A 16162-nucleotide genomic window follows, 5' to 3' on the forward strand; every position below is an offset into this window, starting at 1 on the left:
ACAGTTGGAGTTTTGGAATGGCATTGGACGTCGGCTATGTCAGCGCGGTCGGGGCGGGGGCCATCTCGTTCCTGTCACCGTGCGTGCTGCCGCTGGTGCCGCCCTATCTCTGCTATATGGCTGGCGTCTCGGTCGACGATTTTCGCGGCGATGCGGGCGTGACGGCTCGGGAAGGCACGCGCGGCGCGCTGCTCTATTCATCGGTCGCCTTCGTGCTCGGCTTCTCGACCGTGTTCGTGGCGCTCGGCGCAGGCGCTTCGACCATCGGCCATTGGCTGCGGGTCTGGCAGGAGCCGCTGGCGATGGCGGCCGGTGTGCTCATCATCCTGATGGGCCTGAATTTCCTCGGCATCCTGCGCATTCCGCTGCTGTCACGCGAGGCGCGCTTCCAGTCGCAAGGCAAGCCAGCAAATGCCCTTGCCGCCTATGTCATGGGACTGGCCTTCGCCTTCGGCTGGACGCCCTGCATCGGGCCGGTGCTGGGGCCGATCCTGACGCTGGCCGGCGGCCGTGAAACCGTGGGCGAGGGCGCGCTGCTGCTCGCCGCCTATTCGCTTGGCCTCGGCATCCCGTTCCTGATCGCGGCGCTGTTTTCCGGCGCCTTCATGCGCTTCCTCGGCAAATTCCGCGTCCATCTCGGCCGCGTCGAAAAGGCGATCGGCGCACTGCTGGTCGTCGCCGGCGTGTTTTTCCTCACCGGCGGCGTGCAGACGGTGTCTTACTGGCTGCTGGAGAATTTTCCGGTGCTGGGGCGGCTGGGGTAGTGCCTTGGCTACCGCATGCTTGCGCCGGGTATTGAACGGCAGACCCGCTGATTAAGAGTCAGCTGCTCTTCCGTTTCCGCGATCTCACCGGAATTTAACCGCATTGGTGCAGCATGGCGCCACTGCTATCCTGTCTTGATTCCCGACCCTTTTCATATGGTTGTCCTTCCATGAGCCAGAGAACCTGCCTGTCCGTCATCCTTGCCGCCGGCGAAGGCACGCGCATGAAAAGCGCGTTGCCGAAGGTCCTGCACCAGATCGCCGGTCTGCCGATGGTCGCCCATGTCGTGAAGGCCGCCGAAACCGCCGGTGCCGGCGACCAGGTGCTGGTGATCGGCCACGGGGCGGAAGAAATGCGCAAGGCCGCGGCAAAATTCGCGCCTGAGGCCGAGACCTTCGTGCAGGAAAAGCGCCTCGGCACCGCGCACGCCGTGCTTGCCGCTCGCGAAGCGATATCAAGGGGTTACGACGATGTTCTGGTGATGTTCGGCGACACGCCGCTGATCGACCCGGGCGCGCTCACCGTGGCGCGGCTGAAACTGGCCGAAGGCGCGGCCGTGGTGGTCATCGGCTTTCGCACGCCCAACCCAACCGGCTATGGCCGGCTGATCGAAAAGGGCGGCAAGCTGGTCGCCATCCGCGAGGAGAAGGACTGCAGCGACGAAGAGAAGAAGATCACCTTCTGCAATGGCGGGCTGATGGCGGTGGCCGGCAGCCGGGCGCTGAAGCTGCTCGATGCTGTCGGCAACAAGAATGCCAAGGGGGAATATTACCTCACCGACATCGTCGGGATCGCTAGCGGGCAAGGCCTTGATGTCGTCGCCACCGAAGCCAGTTTCGAGAATGCGCTCGGCATCAACAACCGCGCCGAACTGGCGCAAGCCGAAGGCATCTGGCAGCAGCGCCGGCGGCACGAGGCAATGCTGTCGGGCGTGACGCTGATAGCGCCGGAAACCGTGTTTTTCTCACACGATACCGAGATCGGCGCCGACACGATCGTCGAGCCCAATGTCTGGTTCGGCCCAGGCGTGAAAATCGCCACGAGCGCCAAGATCCATGCCTTCAGCCATATCGAAGGCGCCGTCATTGCCTCGAACTGCGATGTCGGACCGTTCGCGCGGCTGCGGCCGGGTGCCGATCTCAAGCAAAAGGCCAAGGTCGGCAATTTCTGTGAGGTCAAGCAGGCGACTATCGAGGAGGGCGCCAAGGTCAACCACCTGACTTATATCGGCGATGCCCGCGTCGGCGCTGGCGCCAATATCGGCGCCGGCACCATCACCTGCAACTACGATGGCTATTCGAAATTCTTCACCGACATCGGCGAAGGGGCTTTCGTAGGCTCGAATTCCGCGCTCGTGGCGCCGATAACGATCGGCAGGGGCGGCTACATCGCCTCGGGCAGCGTGATCACCGAAGACGTACCCGATGATGCGCTGGCCTTCGGCCGCGCCCGCCAGAAGACGATCCCAGGCAAAGGCAAGGAATTGCGCGAACGGTTTGCTTCGGCTGCGGCCGCCAAGAAGAAGTAAAACCGGCCCGGAAAAACGGAGCGATTACAGTAACCGGATTGCAAGAGCGGTCTGTCATGGTGCATCGACAAGGTTGACCGTTCCGCTGATACGGGACGAAATGCAATGTGACTTTCGCGGCAGACCGGCGATCCCTAAAAAGCGCTGGGTTTCTGCAAGGAATTGGGGCTGTCTGCATGTGCGGTATCGTTGGAATCGTCGGCCATACGAAGGTTGCGCCGCGCATAGTCGATGCGCTGAAGCGGCTCGAATATCGCGGTTATGACTCGGCCGGTGTCGCCACCATCGACCATGGCCAGCTTGCCCGCCGCCGCGCCGAGGGAAAGCTGATCAATCTCGAACGCAGGTTGAAGGACGAGCCACTCAACGGCACGATCGGCATCGGCCATACGCGCTGGGCGACGCATGGCGTGCCGAACGAGACCAATGCGCATCCGCATTTTTCCGACGGCGTCGCCATCGTCCATAACGGCATCATCGAGAATTTCGCCGAGCTGCGCGACGAGTTGATCCGCGACGGCTACAGTTTTTCCTCGCAGACCGACACCGAAGTCGTCGCCCATCTGGTGGCGCGCGAGCTGGCCAAGGGGCTGAAGCCGGTCGAGGCGGCGCACCAGGCGCTGAAGCGGCTGCAAGGCGCCTTTGCGCTGGCCATCATGTTCAAGGGGGACGAGGATCTTATCGTCGGCGCGCGCAATGGCCCGCCACTGGCGGTCGGCCATGGCGATGGCGAGATGTTCTTGGGCTCCGATGCCATCGCACTCGCCCCGTTCACCAATTCAATCACCTATCTGGAAGATGGCGACTGGGCCGTGGTGCATCGCGACAGCGTCATCATTTTCGACATCGACGGCAAAAAGGTCGACCGCAAACGCCAGCAGTCGCTTTCGACCAGCTTCATGGTCGATAAGGGCAATCGGCGCCATTTCATGGAAAAGGAAATCCATGAACAGCCCGAGGTCATTTCGCACACGCTGGCGAACTATCTGGATTTTGTCGGTGGCGTCTGCAAGCCGCTCGACCTGCCATTCGACTTTGCCAGGATCAACCGGCTGGCGATTTCGGCCTGCGGCACGGCGTATCTCGCCGGCCTGATTGGCAAATACTGGTTCGAGCGCTATGCGCGGCTGCCGGTCGACATCGATGTCGCCTCGGAATTCCGCTACCGCGAGATGCCGCTGTCGGCGGACGATGCCGCCTTCTTCATCTCGCAGTCGGGCGAGACCGCCGACACACTGGCCTCGCTGCGCTATTGCCGCAAGGCGGGGATGAAGATCGGCGCGGTCGTCAACGTGCGCGAATCGACCATGGCGCGTGAATCCGACGTCGTGCTGCCGACTTTGGCCGGCCCGGAGATCGGTGTTGCTTCGACCAAGGCCTTCACCTGCCAGCTCTCGGTGCTGGCCTCGCTTGCGGTGCGTGCCGGCGTGGCGCGCGGGACGATCTCGAAAGAGCAGGAGAAAACCCTGGTGCGCGAGCTTTCGGAAGCGCCGCGCTATGCCAACCAGGTGCTCAAACTTGAAGAGCAGATCGAACGGATCGCACGGGAATTGTCGCGCTACAGCGATGTGCTTTATCTGGGCCGCGACACCAATTTCCCGCTGGCCATGGAAGGGGCGCTGAAGCTCAAGGAAATCTCCTATATCCATGCCGAGGGCTATGCCGCGGGCGAGTTGAAGCATGGCCCGATCGCGCTGATCGACGAGAACATGCCGGTGATCGTCATCGCGCCGCATGACCGGATTTTCGAAAAGACCGTGTCGAACATGCAGGAAGTGGCGGCGCGTGGCGGCAAGATCATCCTGATCACCGACAGCAAGGGCGCTGCGCTTGCGAGCGTGAAGACGATGGAAACGATCGTACTGCCGGACGTGCCCGAAATCATCTCACCGATCATCTACGCGCTGCCGATCCAGATGCTCGCCTATTTCACCGCCGTGTTCATGGGCACCGACGTCGACCAGCCGCGCAATCTGGCGAAATCGGTTACGGTGGAATAGGCGCCTTTAAAAACTTCGCAGTTCCAAAGCGCCTTCCGGTTCACTAATGTTGCGTCGCAATAGCGCGCCCCGGTGAACCATGTCCGATGCTCCGAAGACCTCCGGCATGACCCGGCTGAGGAACTATTTCCTCACAGGCTTCGTCGTCTGCGCGCCACTGGCGATCACCGCCTATATCGCCTGGTCGTTCATCGGCTGGGTCGATTCCTGGGTAAAACCGTACATTCCGGCACGCTATAGCCCCGACACCTATCTGCCGTTTCCTGTCCCGGGATTCGGACTGATCGTCGCCCTGATCCTGATCACGCTGATCGGCTTCCTGGCAGCCAACATCGTCGGCCGCGCCATCGTCAATTTTGGCGAACGCCTGCTTGGCCGCATGCCGTTGGTGCGCGGCATCTATGGTTCGCTGAAGCAGATCTTCGAGACCGTGCTGTCCAACAAGGGCGACATGTTCCGCCAGGTCGGGTTGGTGGAATATCCGCGCAAGGGCGTCTGGTCCTTGGTCTTCGTCGCCAGTGAGAAGGAAAACGAGATCAATGAGAAGCTCGATCAGGAAGGCGATCCGCTGATCGCCGTGTTCATGCCCTGCACGCCCAATCCAACGACGGGTTTTCTCATGTACGTTCCGAAGTCGGACATCGTGCTGCTCGACATGACGATCGAGGACGGCGCCAAGCTGATCGTATCTGCCGGGCTGGTTGCGCCCGAGGTCAAGTCGAAAGTGGTTGTCGTGAATGGCGAGCCGATCGAGGGCGTGCTTGCCAACCCGTCGGTTGGCGCCTTGGCTCAGCCGGCACGCAAGAGCCGCACCGCCTCGTCGCGGCCGAACAAGTAAAGCAGCAGGCGCAACGCAGCGCCCCGATCGGACTGCAGCTCCGGGTCGCGGGACAGGATCAGCCTTGCGTCGTCGCGGGCGGCCTCCAAAAGGTCGGCATGCGCCTCGATGCGCGCCACCTGGAAACCCGGAGTGCCGGACTGGCGAGTGCCCAGCAACTCGCCTTCGCCGCGCAGCTTCAGATCCTCCTCGGCGATCAGGAAGCCATCTTCCGTCTCGCGCATGACCGACAGTCGTCGCTTGGCCGTCTCGCCAAGCGGGTCCTTGTAGAGCAGCACACAGGAAGACGGCTTGATGCCGCGTCCGACACGGCCGCGCAGCTGGTGCAATTGCGCAAGGCCAAAGCGCTCGGCATGTTCGATGACCATGACAGTGGCGTCAGGCACGTCGACGCCGACCTCGATCACCGTGGTGGCGATCAGGATGCGCGTCTCGCCCTCTTTGAAGGCGCGCATCGCTTCATCCTTCTCGGCACCCTTCATGCGGCCATGAACAAGGCCGATGCGGTCGCCAAACAGCGGTTTCAGCGAAGCGAAACGGTCCTCGGCCGACATCAGCTTGATTTCTTCGGATTCCTCGACCAACGGGCAGATCCAGTAGATCTTCTGGCCACCGGCGACGGCCTCAACCATGCGGCCGACCAGTTCGTCGAGCCGTTCGAGCGGCAATGTGACGGTGCGGATCGGCTGGCGGCCGGCCGGCTTTTCCGTCAGCTTCGACACATCCATGTCGCCGAAGGCGGTCAGCACCAGCGTGCGCGGGATGGGTGTGGCCGTCATCACCAGCATGTCGGGCGCGTCGCCCTTCGCGGTGATGGCAAGCCGCTGATGAACGCCGAAGCGATGCTGCTCGTCGATGACGGCGAGGACCAGGTCGTGGAAGATCACCGTCTCCTGAAACAGCGCGTGGGTGCCGACGACGATGTCGATCTCGCCGCTCGCCAGACCGGCCAGCGTGTCGGTGCGTTCGCGGCCTTTTTCACGGCCGGTCAGGATGGCGATCCGCAGCCCGACCTTGGCGGCAAGAGGCGCGATCGTCGCCAGATGCTGCCGTGCCAGGATTTCGGTCGGTGCCATCAGTGCTGCCTGGCCTCCGGCCTCGACGGCGCGCGCCATGGCGAGCAGCGCGACGACCGTCTTGCCGGAGCCGACATCGCCTTGCAGAAGCCGCAGCATGCGTTCGGGATCGCCGAGGTCGGCATTGATTTCGGTAAGCGCGAATTCCTGGCTGGCCGTCAACGAATAGGGGAGTGCGGCGCGCAGTTTCTCGACGATACTGCCGTCGCCGACCAAGGGGCGGCCGGACAGGCGGCGGACTTTGGCCCGCACCAGCGCCAGCGAGACCTGGCCTGCCAGCAACTCGTCGTAGGCGAGGCGCCGCCAGGCGGCACCGTCCACGGAGACATCGATCGGGTCGGCCGGATTGTGGATGCGGGCGAGCGCATCGCCAAAGGCCGGAAAGCTCTGTCGGCGCATGAACGCGCCATCCTGCCATTCGGCCAATACGGGCAGGCGCGCGAGCGCCTGGCCGATCGCCCGGCGCAGCACCTTGCCAGAGAGCCCGGCGGTGAGCGGATAGACCGGTTCGACGAGCGGCAGGTTCTCCGCCTCGCTGGCGAGCGCGATGTGGTCGGGATGGACCATGGTCGGGCGGCCATTGAACCATTCCATGCGGCCGGAGATCACGACATGCTCACCCTCGGGCATCGCCTTTTCAAGATAAGAGGCATGAGCATGGAAAAAGGTCAGCGCGATCTCGCCGGTGTCGTCATGGGCATAAACCCGGTATGGCACCGACCTGTTGCCGCGCGGCGGCGGCTGATGGCGGTCGATGCGCACGTCGAGCGTGACGATGGCGCCTTCGGCCGAACCGGCAATGCCCGGACGGTTGCGACGGTCGATGACGGTGTGCGGCAGCACGAACAGAAGGTCGCCGGCACGCGCCGCGCGATCGCCGAGATCGGCGGCGACGACCTTCTCGATCAGCGCGCCAACCTTCGGCCCCACGCCGGCAAGCGAGGTGATCGGGACGAACAAGGGGTCGAGCAGGGAAGGACGCATGATGTCAGCTTATGTCGCGACGGCCACAGCGCAAGGCTGACAGCACCTTCTATCCACGCTATATGCGCCGCAGCAAGTGAGGATGCGGCACAATGACCGGAACGACGAGATCAAGTGCCGGGTTGGCAAGCGAGGGGCTCGACGCCCGTCGCCGCAAGCTGCTGTTTCGCTCCGGCATCGCGGCCTGCGCGAGATGGACCTGATCCTGGGCACGTTCGCCGACGCCGAAATCGGTGCCTTGACCAGCGAGGAGATCGACCAATATGAGAGGCTCCTCGACATTCCCGACACCGAATTCCTGCCCATGGTCACCGGCGAACACCCGGTCCCGGCGGATATTGATTGTGCCGTCCTGCAAAAGATCCTGGCTTTCCGCCACTCCATAACATTCTGAACGACGTGATTTCATGAGCCTCATCCCCACCATCGGCCTGCCGAAAGGGCGCGCCGGCCAGTTCATAGTCGACGGTGTCGCCGATGGCTATGAGGCCTTCGCGCTGGTGCAGGCAGTACTCGAGATCGCGCCCGACAAGCCGGTCCTGTTCGTGGCGCGTGACGGCCAACGCCTGCCGGCGATCATCGAGGCGCTGTCCTTCGCGGCACCCGGCCTGCCGGTGCTGGAGTTGCCGGCTTGGGACTGTCTGCCCTACGACCGCGTCTCGCCCGGCTCGGACGCCGCCGCCAAGCGCCTCGATGCCTTGACCGCCATGATCGCGCTGGCGAAGAAGCCACATCGCGCCGTCATCCTCACCACCGCCAATGCGCTGCTGCAGCGCATTCCGCCGGCCGGGCTGGTCGAGGCCCAGACTTTTCATGCCAAGCCAGGCAACCAGATCGACATGAACGCACTGGTGTCGCGGCTGGAGACGTCCGGTTTCGAGCGGGTGCCGACCGTGCGCGGCGTCGGCGAATTCGCGGTGCGCGGCGGTATCCTTGACCTGTTCGCGCCTGGCTGGACCGAGGCGCTCAGGCTTGATTTCTTCGGCGACACGCTGGAATCGATCCGCGTCTTCGATGCCGCCACCCAGCGCACCACCGGCCAGCGCAAGTCGATGGCGCTGCAGGCGATGAGCGAAGTGGCGCTGACGCCGGAAACCATCAGTCGCTTCCGCCGCTCCTATATCGAAGCCTTTGGCGCGCCACAGCGCGACGACGGGCTCTATGCGGCGGTCAGCGAGGGCAGGCGCTTTGCCGGCATGGAGCACTGGTTGCCGTTCTTCTACGAGCGACTGGAGACCGTGTTCGACTACCTGCCCGATACACCTGTCGTCTTCGACCATCTGGCGCATGAAGCGCTCGCCGAACGCCACACGCTGATCCTCGATCATTACGAAGCGCGCAAGAAGCAGGCCGACGGCGCGCTGAAGGATGCCGTGCCTTACAAGCCGGTGCCGCCGGACCTGCTCTATCTCTCGCCAGAGAACTTGATCGCCTCGCTTGGACCGCGTGAAGCGATAGACTTCACGCCCTTCGACGCGCCTGATGCCGGCGCGAAAAAGGTCTTTCATGCCGGCTCGCGCCACGGCCGCAGCTTCGTCGAGGAGCGCGCCGATCCGAACGTCAATGTCTTCGACGTCGTCGTCAGGCACATCGCCGACGAACGCGCGGCGCGCCGCCGGATCGTCATTGCCGGCTGGACCGAAGGCTCGCTCGACCGGCTCGGCCAGATCCTTGCCGAGCACCATCTCGGCAACCTCAAGCAAGTCGCCACGCTGGCGGAGGCGGAAAGGCTTGAGCCTGGGCAGGCGGCCCTTGCCGTGCTGCCACTGGAAGCCGGTTTCGAGACCGAAAGACTGGTCGTCGTCGCCGAACAGGACATTCTCGGCGACCGGCTGATCCGCCGCTCGAAGCGCAAGAAGCGCGCCTCGGACTTTATTGCCGAGGCCTCGGCGCTGTCGGCAGGCGACATCGTCGTCCACGCCGATCACGGCATTGGTCGCTTCATCGGCCTGCGCACCATCGAAGCTGTCGGCGCACCGCATGACTGCCTGGAAATCCACTATGCCGGCGACGACCGGCTGTTCCTGCCGGTCGAGAACATCGAGCTTCTATCGCGCTACGGTTCTGACACAGCCGAGGCGACGCTGGACAAGCTTGGCGGCGGCGCCCGGCAGTCGCGCAAGGCGCGGCTGAAGAAACGCCTGCTCGACATGGCCGGGCAACTGATCCGCATCGCCGCCGAACGGCAGATGCGCGCAGCACCTGCGCTGGTGCCGGCGGAGGGCCTCTATGGCGAATTCGCTGCCCGCTTCCCCTATGAGGAAACCGACGACCAGCAGACGGCGATCGACTCGGTTCGGGACGACCTTGCCGCCGGCAAGCCGATGGACCGGCTGATCTGCGGCGATGTCGGCTTTGGCAAGACCGAAGTGGCGCTGCGCGCCGCCTTCATCGCGGCGATGGAAGGGTTCCAGGTGGCGGTGGTGGTGCCGACCACGCTTTTGTCGCGCCAGCATTTCAAGACATTTTCGCAGCGCTTTTCCGGCCTGCCGATCCGCGTTGCCCAGGCGTCGCGGCTGGTCGGCGCCAAGGAGTTGGCCGAAACCAAGAAGGGTATCGCCGAAGGGCAGGTCGACATCGTCGTCGGCACCCATGCGCTGCTCGGGTCCTCGATCTCGTTCAAGAATCTCGGCCTGCTGATCATCGACGAGGAGCAGCACTTTGGCGTCAAGCACAAGGAACGGCTGAAGGACCTGAAGACCGATGTCCATGTGCTGACGCTGTCGGCGACGCCGATCCCGCGCACGCTGCAGCTGGCGCTGACCGGGGTGCGCGAGCTGTCGCTGATCGCAACGCCGCCGGTCGACCGCATGGCGGTGCGCACCTTCATCTCGCCCTTCGATCCGCTGGTGATCCGCGAGACGCTGCTTCGGGAACGCTATCGCGGCGGTCATTCCTTCTATGTTGTTCCGCGCATCAGCGATCTCGCCGAAATCCATGATTTCCTGCGTGAATCCGTTCCCGAACTGAAAGTGGCGGTGGCCAATGGCCAGATGCCACCCGGCGAACTCGACGACATCATGAATGCCTTCTACGACGGCCAGTACGATGTGCTCTTGTCGACGACCATCGTCGAATCCGGCCTCGACATCCCGACCGCCAACACGCTGATCGTGCATCGCGCCGACATGTTCGGCCTGTCACAGCTCTACCAGTTGCGCGGCCGCGTCGGCCGCTCGAAGGTGCGTGCCTATGCGCTGTTCACGCTGCCGGCCAACCGCAAGCTGACCGACACCGCCGAACGGCGGCTGAAGGTGCTGCAATCACTCGACACGCTGGGCGCCGGCTTCCAGCTGGCCAGCCATGATCTGGACATTCGCGGTGCCGGCAACCTGCTGGGCGAAGAACAGTCCGGCCATATCAAGGAGGTCGGTTTCGAACTCTACCAGCAGATGCTCGAAGAGGCCGTTGCAGAGGTAAGGGATTCCGGCGAAGTCCAGGATGGCGGCTGGTCGCCTCAGATCGCCGTCGGCACGGCGGTCATGATCCCAGAAAGCTATGTGCCGGACCTGCAGCTCAGGCTGGCGCTCTATCGCCGTCTCGGCGATCTCGAAAACACCGAGGAAATCGACGCCTTCGGCGCCGAGTTGATCGACCGGTTCGGCCCGCTGCCGGAGGAGGTGAAGCATCTGCTCAAGATCGTCTTCATCAAGGCGCTCTGCCGCAAAGCCAATGTCGAGAAGCTCGACGCCGGGCCGAAGGGCGTCGTCATCCATTTCCGCAAGCGCGAGTTCCCCAACCCGGTCGGTTTGGTCCAGTTCATCGGCGAGCAGGGGTCATTGGCCAAGATCAGGCCGGACCACAGCGTCGTGTTCGTGCGCGACTGGCCAACGGCCGAGAAGCGCCTGGCGGGTTCGGCTGTGGTGATGACACAGCTGTCGCGCTTGGTGGAGAAGGCCGCGTAGTATCATGGCTGGCACCTTTCGACGGGAAAGGTGCCTTCAGCCGCCTGTGATTTGTTGAAAGGGAAAAGTAACTGAAGCGCAGGGGTCAGGCGCTCTCTGTGGGGGGAGATGTGCGACGATTGGGGCAATTGAAGTATTTTGGCCCAAGGGTCAGATGGTCTTGCAACTCATCGCTGAAGGGGGAAATCCATGAACCCGCAAACCTTCGATGAATACTGGCTCGGCTATCTCGCTGGCCATTCGAAACCTTCGACCCGGTTTATCCACTATCTCGGCCTGTTCTTCGCGCCGATCGCCGGGGTCGCGGCGTCATTTCTTGTCGTCTGGTGGGCCTTCCTCGTCATCATTCCCATCTTCTACCTTGCTGCTCTGTTTACCCATCCTTTGCTCGAGCACAACAGCAACAAGCCCTTCGCGGATCGCCCCCTGTGGAGCGCCATCGCGCTACTCCGTATGCTTGCACTCGACCTGACTGGAGGCCTTGGCCGCCACCTTAGGCGAGTGAACGAGGCCGCCCGACAAGCATGACAATGGCGGTCGTCGCTCTCTGCTCGGCCATTCTGCTGTTCGCAGCCGTCTTTCATCTCTATTGGGGTCTCGGCGGTCACATCGGCGTTGGCGTTTCGCTCCCGCAGCGCGAAGATGGCAGCACGGCCATGAAGGCAACGGCCTTCGGCGCCACAATAGTGGGGCTGATACTGGCGCTGGTGCTGCTGCTCGTTCTTGGCCTCGTCGGCGTGATCCATTTGCCGGTGCCGCAAGAATGGCTGAAGGCAGCTGTGCTGTTTTGGGCGGTCGTCTTCAGCGCGCGAGCGTTGAGTTGGTCGAGATATGTCGGCCTGTTCAAGAAGGTCAGGACAACACGCTTCGCCAGCTATGACACATTGCTTTTCAGCCCTTCGTGCCTGGTTTTGGGGATGGGCCTTTTCTATCTGGGGCTGACCGACCACATGCAATGACCTGCCGACCATCATTCGCCAGCGCTGAAATTCCGGTCTAGAATAGGAAATCGGCTTCGTGTATGGAGCCGCGACCCCCCGTATGGGGCCGGGAATGGCGGAGTCTAGGCCGCTGGAAAGAGCGTTGGGTGCAGCGATGACGAAATGGTCGCCGAATTCGTGGAGAGCAAAGCCGATCAAGCAGGTTCCTGCCTATCCGGATCTTGCCGCGCTGAAGAACACGGAAGCGCAACTCGCCACCTTTCCGCCGCTCGTTTTTGCAGGTGAGGCCCGCAAGCTGAAGAAGCAGCTCGCGGCTGTGGCCGCCGGTGACGCCTTCCTTCTCCAGGGCGGCGACTGCGCCGAGAGTTTTGCCGAGCATGGCGCGGACAACATCCGCGACTTCTTCCGCGTCTTCCTGCAGATGTCGGTGGTGCTGACCTTTGCCGGCGCACAGCCGGTGGTGAAGGTTGGTCGCGTTGCCGGCCAGTTCGCCAAGCCGCGCTCGTCCGACAACGAGACCAAGGGCGGCGTGACGCTGCCGAGCTATCGCGGCGACATCATCAACGGCATCGAGTTCGACGCCAAGTCGCGCATTCCCGATCCTGCACGGCAGGAGATGGCGTACCGTCAGTCGGCGGCGACGCTCAACCTTTTGCGCGCCTTCGCGCAGGGTGGCTATGCCAGCCTGGAGAATGTGCATCGCTGGATGCTCGGCTTCGTGTCCGACAGCCCGCAGGGCGAGAAATACGAGTCGCTCGCCAACCGCATCACCGAGACGATGGACTTCATGAAGGCCGTCGGCATCACCTCGGAAACCAACTACGCGCTGCGCGAGACCGATTTCTACACCAGCCACGAGGCACTGCTGCTCGGCTATGAGGAGGCGCTGACCCGCGTCGATTCGACCTCCGGCGACTGGTACGCGACGTCAGGCCACATGATCTGGATCGGCGACCGCACGCGCCAGCCCGACCATGCCCATGTCGAATACTGCCGCGGCATCAAGAACCCGCTCGGCCTGAAATGCGGTCCGTCGCTGACGCCGGACGGCCTGCTGGAACTGATCGACCTGCTCAATCCGGAGAACGAACCCGGTCGGCTGACGCTGATCGCGCGCTTCGGTTCCGACAAGGTCGCCGACTATCTGCCGAAGCTGGTGCGCGCGGTGAAGAAGGAAGGGCGCAGCGTGGTCTGGTCGTCGGACCCGATGCATGGCAACACCATCGAGGCCGCCGGCTACAAGACGCGGCCGTTCGACCGCATCCTGAAGGAAGTGCAGACCTTCTTCGAGGTGCATCGCGCCGAAGGTACCCATCCGGGCGGCATCCATGTCGAAATGACCGGCAAGAATGTCACCGAATGCACCGGTGGCGCGCGCGCCATCACGGCCGAAGAGCTGCAGGATCGCTACCACACGCATTGCGACCCGCGCCTCAATGCCGACCAGGCGATCGAACTGGCCTTCCTGGTCTCGGACCTGCTCAAGAAGAGCCATCCGGTCCAGCACAAGCAGGCGGTCAACGGCTGATTTTCGCCGCGATCCGAATGAACCCATGAACGAGGCGCCTGACAAATCCGGCGCCTTTTCTCTTTTCAGCTCAGCACCCGCGCTCCCGGCGCGGGCCGACGGGACGGGGATCGGCAAAGACCGAAGGTATCAGTCCTTCTTGTAGAGCAGCCAGCTCTTGCTGGCACGGCTGGCCATCGTCGAGTGCTTGGTGACGCGGTTGCGGCCGCTGACCTTGGAGCGATAAAGCGCCCGGTCGGCCTTGGTATAGAGGTCTTCGGGACCATCGGCTTCGGATGCCATGCAGATACCCATCGAGACAGTGACGGTGCCGTAGTTCGTGCCGGTCTGGCTGCTGGTGAACGGCGTCTGCTCGATCAGTGCGCGAATGCGCTCCGCGATCTCGTAGGTGGCGTCCTCGCTGGCGCCCTCGATGATCAGCGCGAACTCCTCGCCGCCGGTGCGGGCGACGAACATGTCGCCACGGATGCTGGTCTGGAGAATGTCGGCGATGATCTGGATGATCTTGTCGCCAACCGGGTGGCCATAGCGGTCATTGATGTCCTTGAAACGATCGATGTCGGCAAGGATCAACGCGTTGAACAGGATGCCCTTGTTGCTGTTGTAGATCCTGGTGATTGCCTTGTCGAAAGCGCGGCGATTCCAGATGTGGGTCAAGGGATCGGTATCGGCCAGCCGCTTGTATTCCTCGAGCTTCGACTTGACGCTCTCGAGTTCGGCGGTCTTGTCGCTGAGCGTCGAGGCGACCTGCCTGCCGTGGTCGATCGTCGAATTGGTGGCAATTGCCATGGCGTTGGCGATCTTGTGCAGAAGATCCTGGGAGAGAAGGCTGCGGCTGCTCAATCCGCTCGATGTTTCATCGAGGATCCTGCCGTATTTCTCGATGTGGCTGCGTTCGCTTCTCAGCAGCAGCGCCACGTCCTCGAGCTCCTTGGCGATGACGTCTCGCGCATGCTCGACGATGCTGGGCCCATGGTTATGTGCAAAGAAGGCGCGCCCGATCTGGTCAAGCTCGTCCTGTGTCGGCCGCTCGCTCAGCGAAACGACGGCGAGGCTAAGTTCGCGATTGGTGCCGCTCAGCGCCTCGTAGAAGATCTCATAGTTGCGCGGCAGTCCGAGCACGCCCAGCTGGCGCATCGTGGCGACAACCGTGGCTGCGATGTCGGTGCTTCGTTCGGTCTGGATTGCTGCCGGCTGCATCTTCGATTCACTCTTCCCCTCGGAGCCCGCCGCGGAAATTTCCGGGGTTCCAATTGTCGCCGACCAGGGGAATGCCACCCGACAGCCCAGAACAATTTGCGAAGAGACGCGTCCCCACCCACGACCTTCACTTGCCGCGACCATAAATGCGGCGGCGCTAAAGTTTCCTTAATTGACAGGGATCGCACCGGTTTTTCCCTACCTGTGGCTGTAGAAGCTCTAACCCGCGCATCAACAATCTGGGACAATGCCAGTCTGGTGTCCTTGAATTCGAAGCTGTTCCGTCATTGAACCGAATTTCGGATTTGCCATACCAGTGCATGTCGCATTTGCTCGCGTGCGACGGCCATAAAGCTGGAATCCTGGCGCCGATGCCAGGCAGAGTTTCTTCAAGGAGGGATCGAAGTGAGTGACAGTCACCGGGGATCGTGTCTGTGCGGAGCGGTTCGCTTCAGGACGCGCGGAGCGCTACGCGGCGTCGTCTATTGCCATTGCTCGCAATGCAGGAAGCAGAGCGGACATTTCTATGCCGCGACCAATGTTGCCGACGCCAACATCGTGGTCGAAGGTGCGGAAAGCATCACCTGGTACGAGGCGTCTGCCTTCGCCAGGCGCGGTTTTTGCAAGGCATGCGGATCGCTGCTGTTCTGGAAGCCGCGCGACCAGGATTACATCTCGATCATGGCTGGATCGTTCGACAGGCCGACCGGCCTGCAGGGCGAATGCCATATCTTCGTCGGCGACAAGGGCGACTATTATTCGATCGATGACGGTCTGCCGCAGTTTGAAAAGTCGACGCCTGCCATACCGGTCGCCGAATGAATCTTGGACAAGTCGCCTTATTCCATTGATCTGGCCAGCCATTGCATTATCCCGTGCCGGTGATTCGGAAAGGGGTTTGGCATGCAGCGGCTGATCGACGCTCTTTTCAATTCGGTGCGGGCGTTTCGCAAGCTGGCCGTCAGCGAGAAGGCTTTTCAGCAGGAGCTGATGCTGCTTGCGCTCGCCTTGCCGCTCGGCTGGTTTGTTTCGATCTCGTGGCGCGGCTATGCACTGCTCATCGGCGCGGTGCTGTTGCTGATCATGGTCGAGGTGCTGAACACCGGCATCGAAGCGGCCTGCGACGCCTTCAGCCGCGAGTTCAATGTCGACATCCAGCTGGCCAAGGATTGCGGTTCGCTGGCGGTGCTGATTTCGGTGCTGATCGTTGCCGGCGTCTGGGGCATCGCCATCATCGAGCGGATCATGGGCCTGCCGATCTAGGGTCTGGACCCGCTAATATGATCGAAATGGTGTGAGGCCATCTGTTCGGATACGCGGAGCGAAGGCGCAGGAAGACCCCGACCTTCGCGATTCTCCTCGCATCTTTTTCCCATTTCACGCGCCATTTCGATCAT

The 16162-nt window shown here is 62.6% G+C and carries 12 protein-coding genes and 1 pseudogene; 11 read left to right on the top strand and 2 right to left on the bottom strand.

Annotated elements, in window-relative coordinates:
• Positions 1-17 precede the first annotated feature (17 nt).
• The 4 genes from AC56QQ_RS17185 to AC56QQ_RS17200 all read left to right on the top strand — a co-directional run bounded on the left by AC56QQ_RS17185 (position 18) and on the right by AC56QQ_RS17200 (position 5131).
• Positions 18-764: a cytochrome c biogenesis CcdA family protein gene (locus AC56QQ_RS17185; protein WP_497128842.1), complete on the top strand. Its 747-nt coding sequence runs from the start codon at positions 18-20 to the stop codon at positions 762-764.
• A 170-nt stretch (positions 765-934) separates the two neighbouring features.
• Positions 935-2293 carry a bifunctional UDP-N-acetylglucosamine diphosphorylase/glucosamine-1-phosphate N-acetyltransferase GlmU gene (gene glmU / locus AC56QQ_RS17190; RefSeq protein WP_497128844.1) on the top strand — a complete coding sequence of 453 codons (1359 nt, stop codon included), beginning with the start codon at positions 935-937 and terminating at the stop codon, positions 2291-2293.
• Between the two features lie 176 nt (positions 2294-2469).
• Entirely contained in the window at positions 2470-4293 is a 1824-nt protein-coding gene (gene glmS / locus AC56QQ_RS17195) for a glutamine--fructose-6-phosphate transaminase (isomerizing) (protein ID WP_497128847.1), read from the top strand.
• A 79-nt stretch (positions 4294-4372) separates the two neighbouring features.
• On the top strand, positions 4373-5131 hold the full coding sequence (locus AC56QQ_RS17200; RefSeq protein ID WP_497128849.1) for a DUF502 domain-containing protein: 759 nt from the start codon (positions 4373-4375) through the stop codon (positions 5129-5131).
• On the opposite strand, the gene recG is transcribed toward AC56QQ_RS17200, so the two are convergent.
• Positions 5083-7191 carry an ATP-dependent DNA helicase RecG gene (gene recG / locus AC56QQ_RS17205; protein WP_497128851.1) on the bottom strand — a complete coding sequence of 703 codons (2109 nt, stop codon included), beginning with the start codon at positions 7189-7191 and terminating at the stop codon, positions 5083-5085. The genes AC56QQ_RS17200 and recG overlap by 49 nt on opposite strands.
• A gap of 92 nt (positions 7192-7283) precedes the next feature.
• Here recG and AC56QQ_RS17210 point away from each other — a divergent pair.
• The 5 genes and pseudogenes from AC56QQ_RS17210 to AC56QQ_RS17230 all read left to right on the top strand — a co-directional run bounded on the left by AC56QQ_RS17210 (position 7284) and on the right by AC56QQ_RS17230 (position 13565).
• Positions 7284-7585: pseudogene (locus AC56QQ_RS17210) on the top strand (FAD assembly factor SdhE).
• Between the two features lie 13 nt (positions 7586-7598).
• Positions 7599-11096, top strand: coding sequence for a transcription-repair coupling factor (gene mfd / locus AC56QQ_RS17215; RefSeq protein WP_497122773.1), 3498 nt, complete (start codon positions 7599-7601; stop codon positions 11094-11096).
• A 189-nt stretch (positions 11097-11285) separates the two neighbouring features.
• The gene (locus AC56QQ_RS17220; RefSeq protein WP_256750413.1) at positions 11286-11624 is read left to right on the top strand and encodes a DUF962 domain-containing protein; all 339 of its coding nucleotides are present in this window, start codon (positions 11286-11288) and stop codon (positions 11622-11624) included.
• 2 nt (positions 11625-11626) lie between these two features.
• The gene (locus AC56QQ_RS17225) at positions 11627-12055 is read left to right on the top strand and encodes a DUF3995 domain-containing protein (protein WP_497122774.1); all 429 of its coding nucleotides are present in this window, start codon (positions 11627-11629) and stop codon (positions 12053-12055) included.
• Positions 12056-12191: 136 nt separating this feature from the next.
• The gene (locus tag AC56QQ_RS17230) at positions 12192-13565 is read left to right on the top strand and encodes a class II 3-deoxy-7-phosphoheptulonate synthase (RefSeq protein ID WP_091575124.1); all 1374 of its coding nucleotides are present in this window, start codon (positions 12192-12194) and stop codon (positions 13563-13565) included.
• Positions 13566-13694: 129 nt separating this feature from the next.
• On the opposite strand, the gene AC56QQ_RS17235 is transcribed toward AC56QQ_RS17230, so the two are convergent.
• A complete protein-coding gene (locus tag AC56QQ_RS17235; RefSeq protein ID WP_497122775.1) occupies positions 13695-14765 on the bottom strand; it encodes a GGDEF domain-containing protein in 1071 nt (356 codons plus the stop codon).
• Between the two features lie 405 nt (positions 14766-15170).
• Here AC56QQ_RS17235 and AC56QQ_RS17240 point away from each other — a divergent pair, with 405 nt between their 5' ends.
• Both AC56QQ_RS17240 and AC56QQ_RS17245 read left to right on the top strand, forming a co-directional pair.
• Positions 15171-15587 carry a GFA family protein gene (locus tag AC56QQ_RS17240; protein ID WP_489861722.1) on the top strand — a complete coding sequence of 139 codons (417 nt, stop codon included), beginning with the start codon at positions 15171-15173 and terminating at the stop codon, positions 15585-15587.
• A gap of 81 nt (positions 15588-15668) precedes the next feature.
• The gene (locus AC56QQ_RS17245; protein WP_497122776.1) at positions 15669-16028 is read left to right on the top strand and encodes a diacylglycerol kinase; all 360 of its coding nucleotides are present in this window, start codon (positions 15669-15671) and stop codon (positions 16026-16028) included.
• Positions 16029-16162 lie beyond the last annotated feature (134 nt).

The sequence above is a fragment of the Mesorhizobium sp. RCAM 05099 genome, assembly GCF_059683685.1.

What these genes read in the sequence shown, in the direction of transcription:
- AC56QQ_RS17185 (WP_497128842.1), top strand. Translation starts at nt 18, where the DNA reads ATGGCATTGGACGTCGGCTATGTCAGCGCGGTCGGGGCGGGGGCCATC.
- AC56QQ_RS17230 (WP_091575124.1), top strand. Translation starts at nt 12,192, where the DNA reads ATGACGAAATGGTCGCCGAATTCGTGGAGAGCAAAGCCGATCAAGCAG.
- AC56QQ_RS17220 (WP_256750413.1), top strand. Translation starts at nt 11,286, where the DNA reads ATGAACCCGCAAACCTTCGATGAATACTGGCTCGGCTATCTCGCTGGC.
- mfd (WP_497122773.1), top strand. Translation starts at nt 7,599, where the DNA reads ATGAGCCTCATCCCCACCATCGGCCTGCCGAAAGGGCGCGCCGGCCAG.
- AC56QQ_RS17235 (WP_497122775.1), bottom strand. Translation starts at nt 14,765, where the DNA reads ATGCAGCCGGCAGCAATCCAGACCGAACGAAGCACCGACATCGCAGCC.
- AC56QQ_RS17225 (WP_497122774.1), top strand. Translation starts at nt 11,627, where the DNA reads ATGGCGGTCGTCGCTCTCTGCTCGGCCATTCTGCTGTTCGCAGCCGTC.
- AC56QQ_RS17200 (WP_497128849.1), top strand. Translation starts at nt 4,373, where the DNA reads ATGTCCGATGCTCCGAAGACCTCCGGCATGACCCGGCTGAGGAACTAT.
- glmS (WP_497128847.1), top strand. Translation starts at nt 2,470, where the DNA reads ATGTGCGGTATCGTTGGAATCGTCGGCCATACGAAGGTTGCGCCGCGC.
- AC56QQ_RS17245 (WP_497122776.1), top strand. Translation starts at nt 15,669, where the DNA reads ATGCAGCGGCTGATCGACGCTCTTTTCAATTCGGTGCGGGCGTTTCGC.
- recG (WP_497128851.1), bottom strand. Translation starts at nt 7,191, where the DNA reads ATGCGTCCTTCCCTGCTCGACCCCTTGTTCGTCCCGATCACCTCGCTT.
- glmU (WP_497128844.1), top strand. Translation starts at nt 935, where the DNA reads ATGAGCCAGAGAACCTGCCTGTCCGTCATCCTTGCCGCCGGCGAAGGC.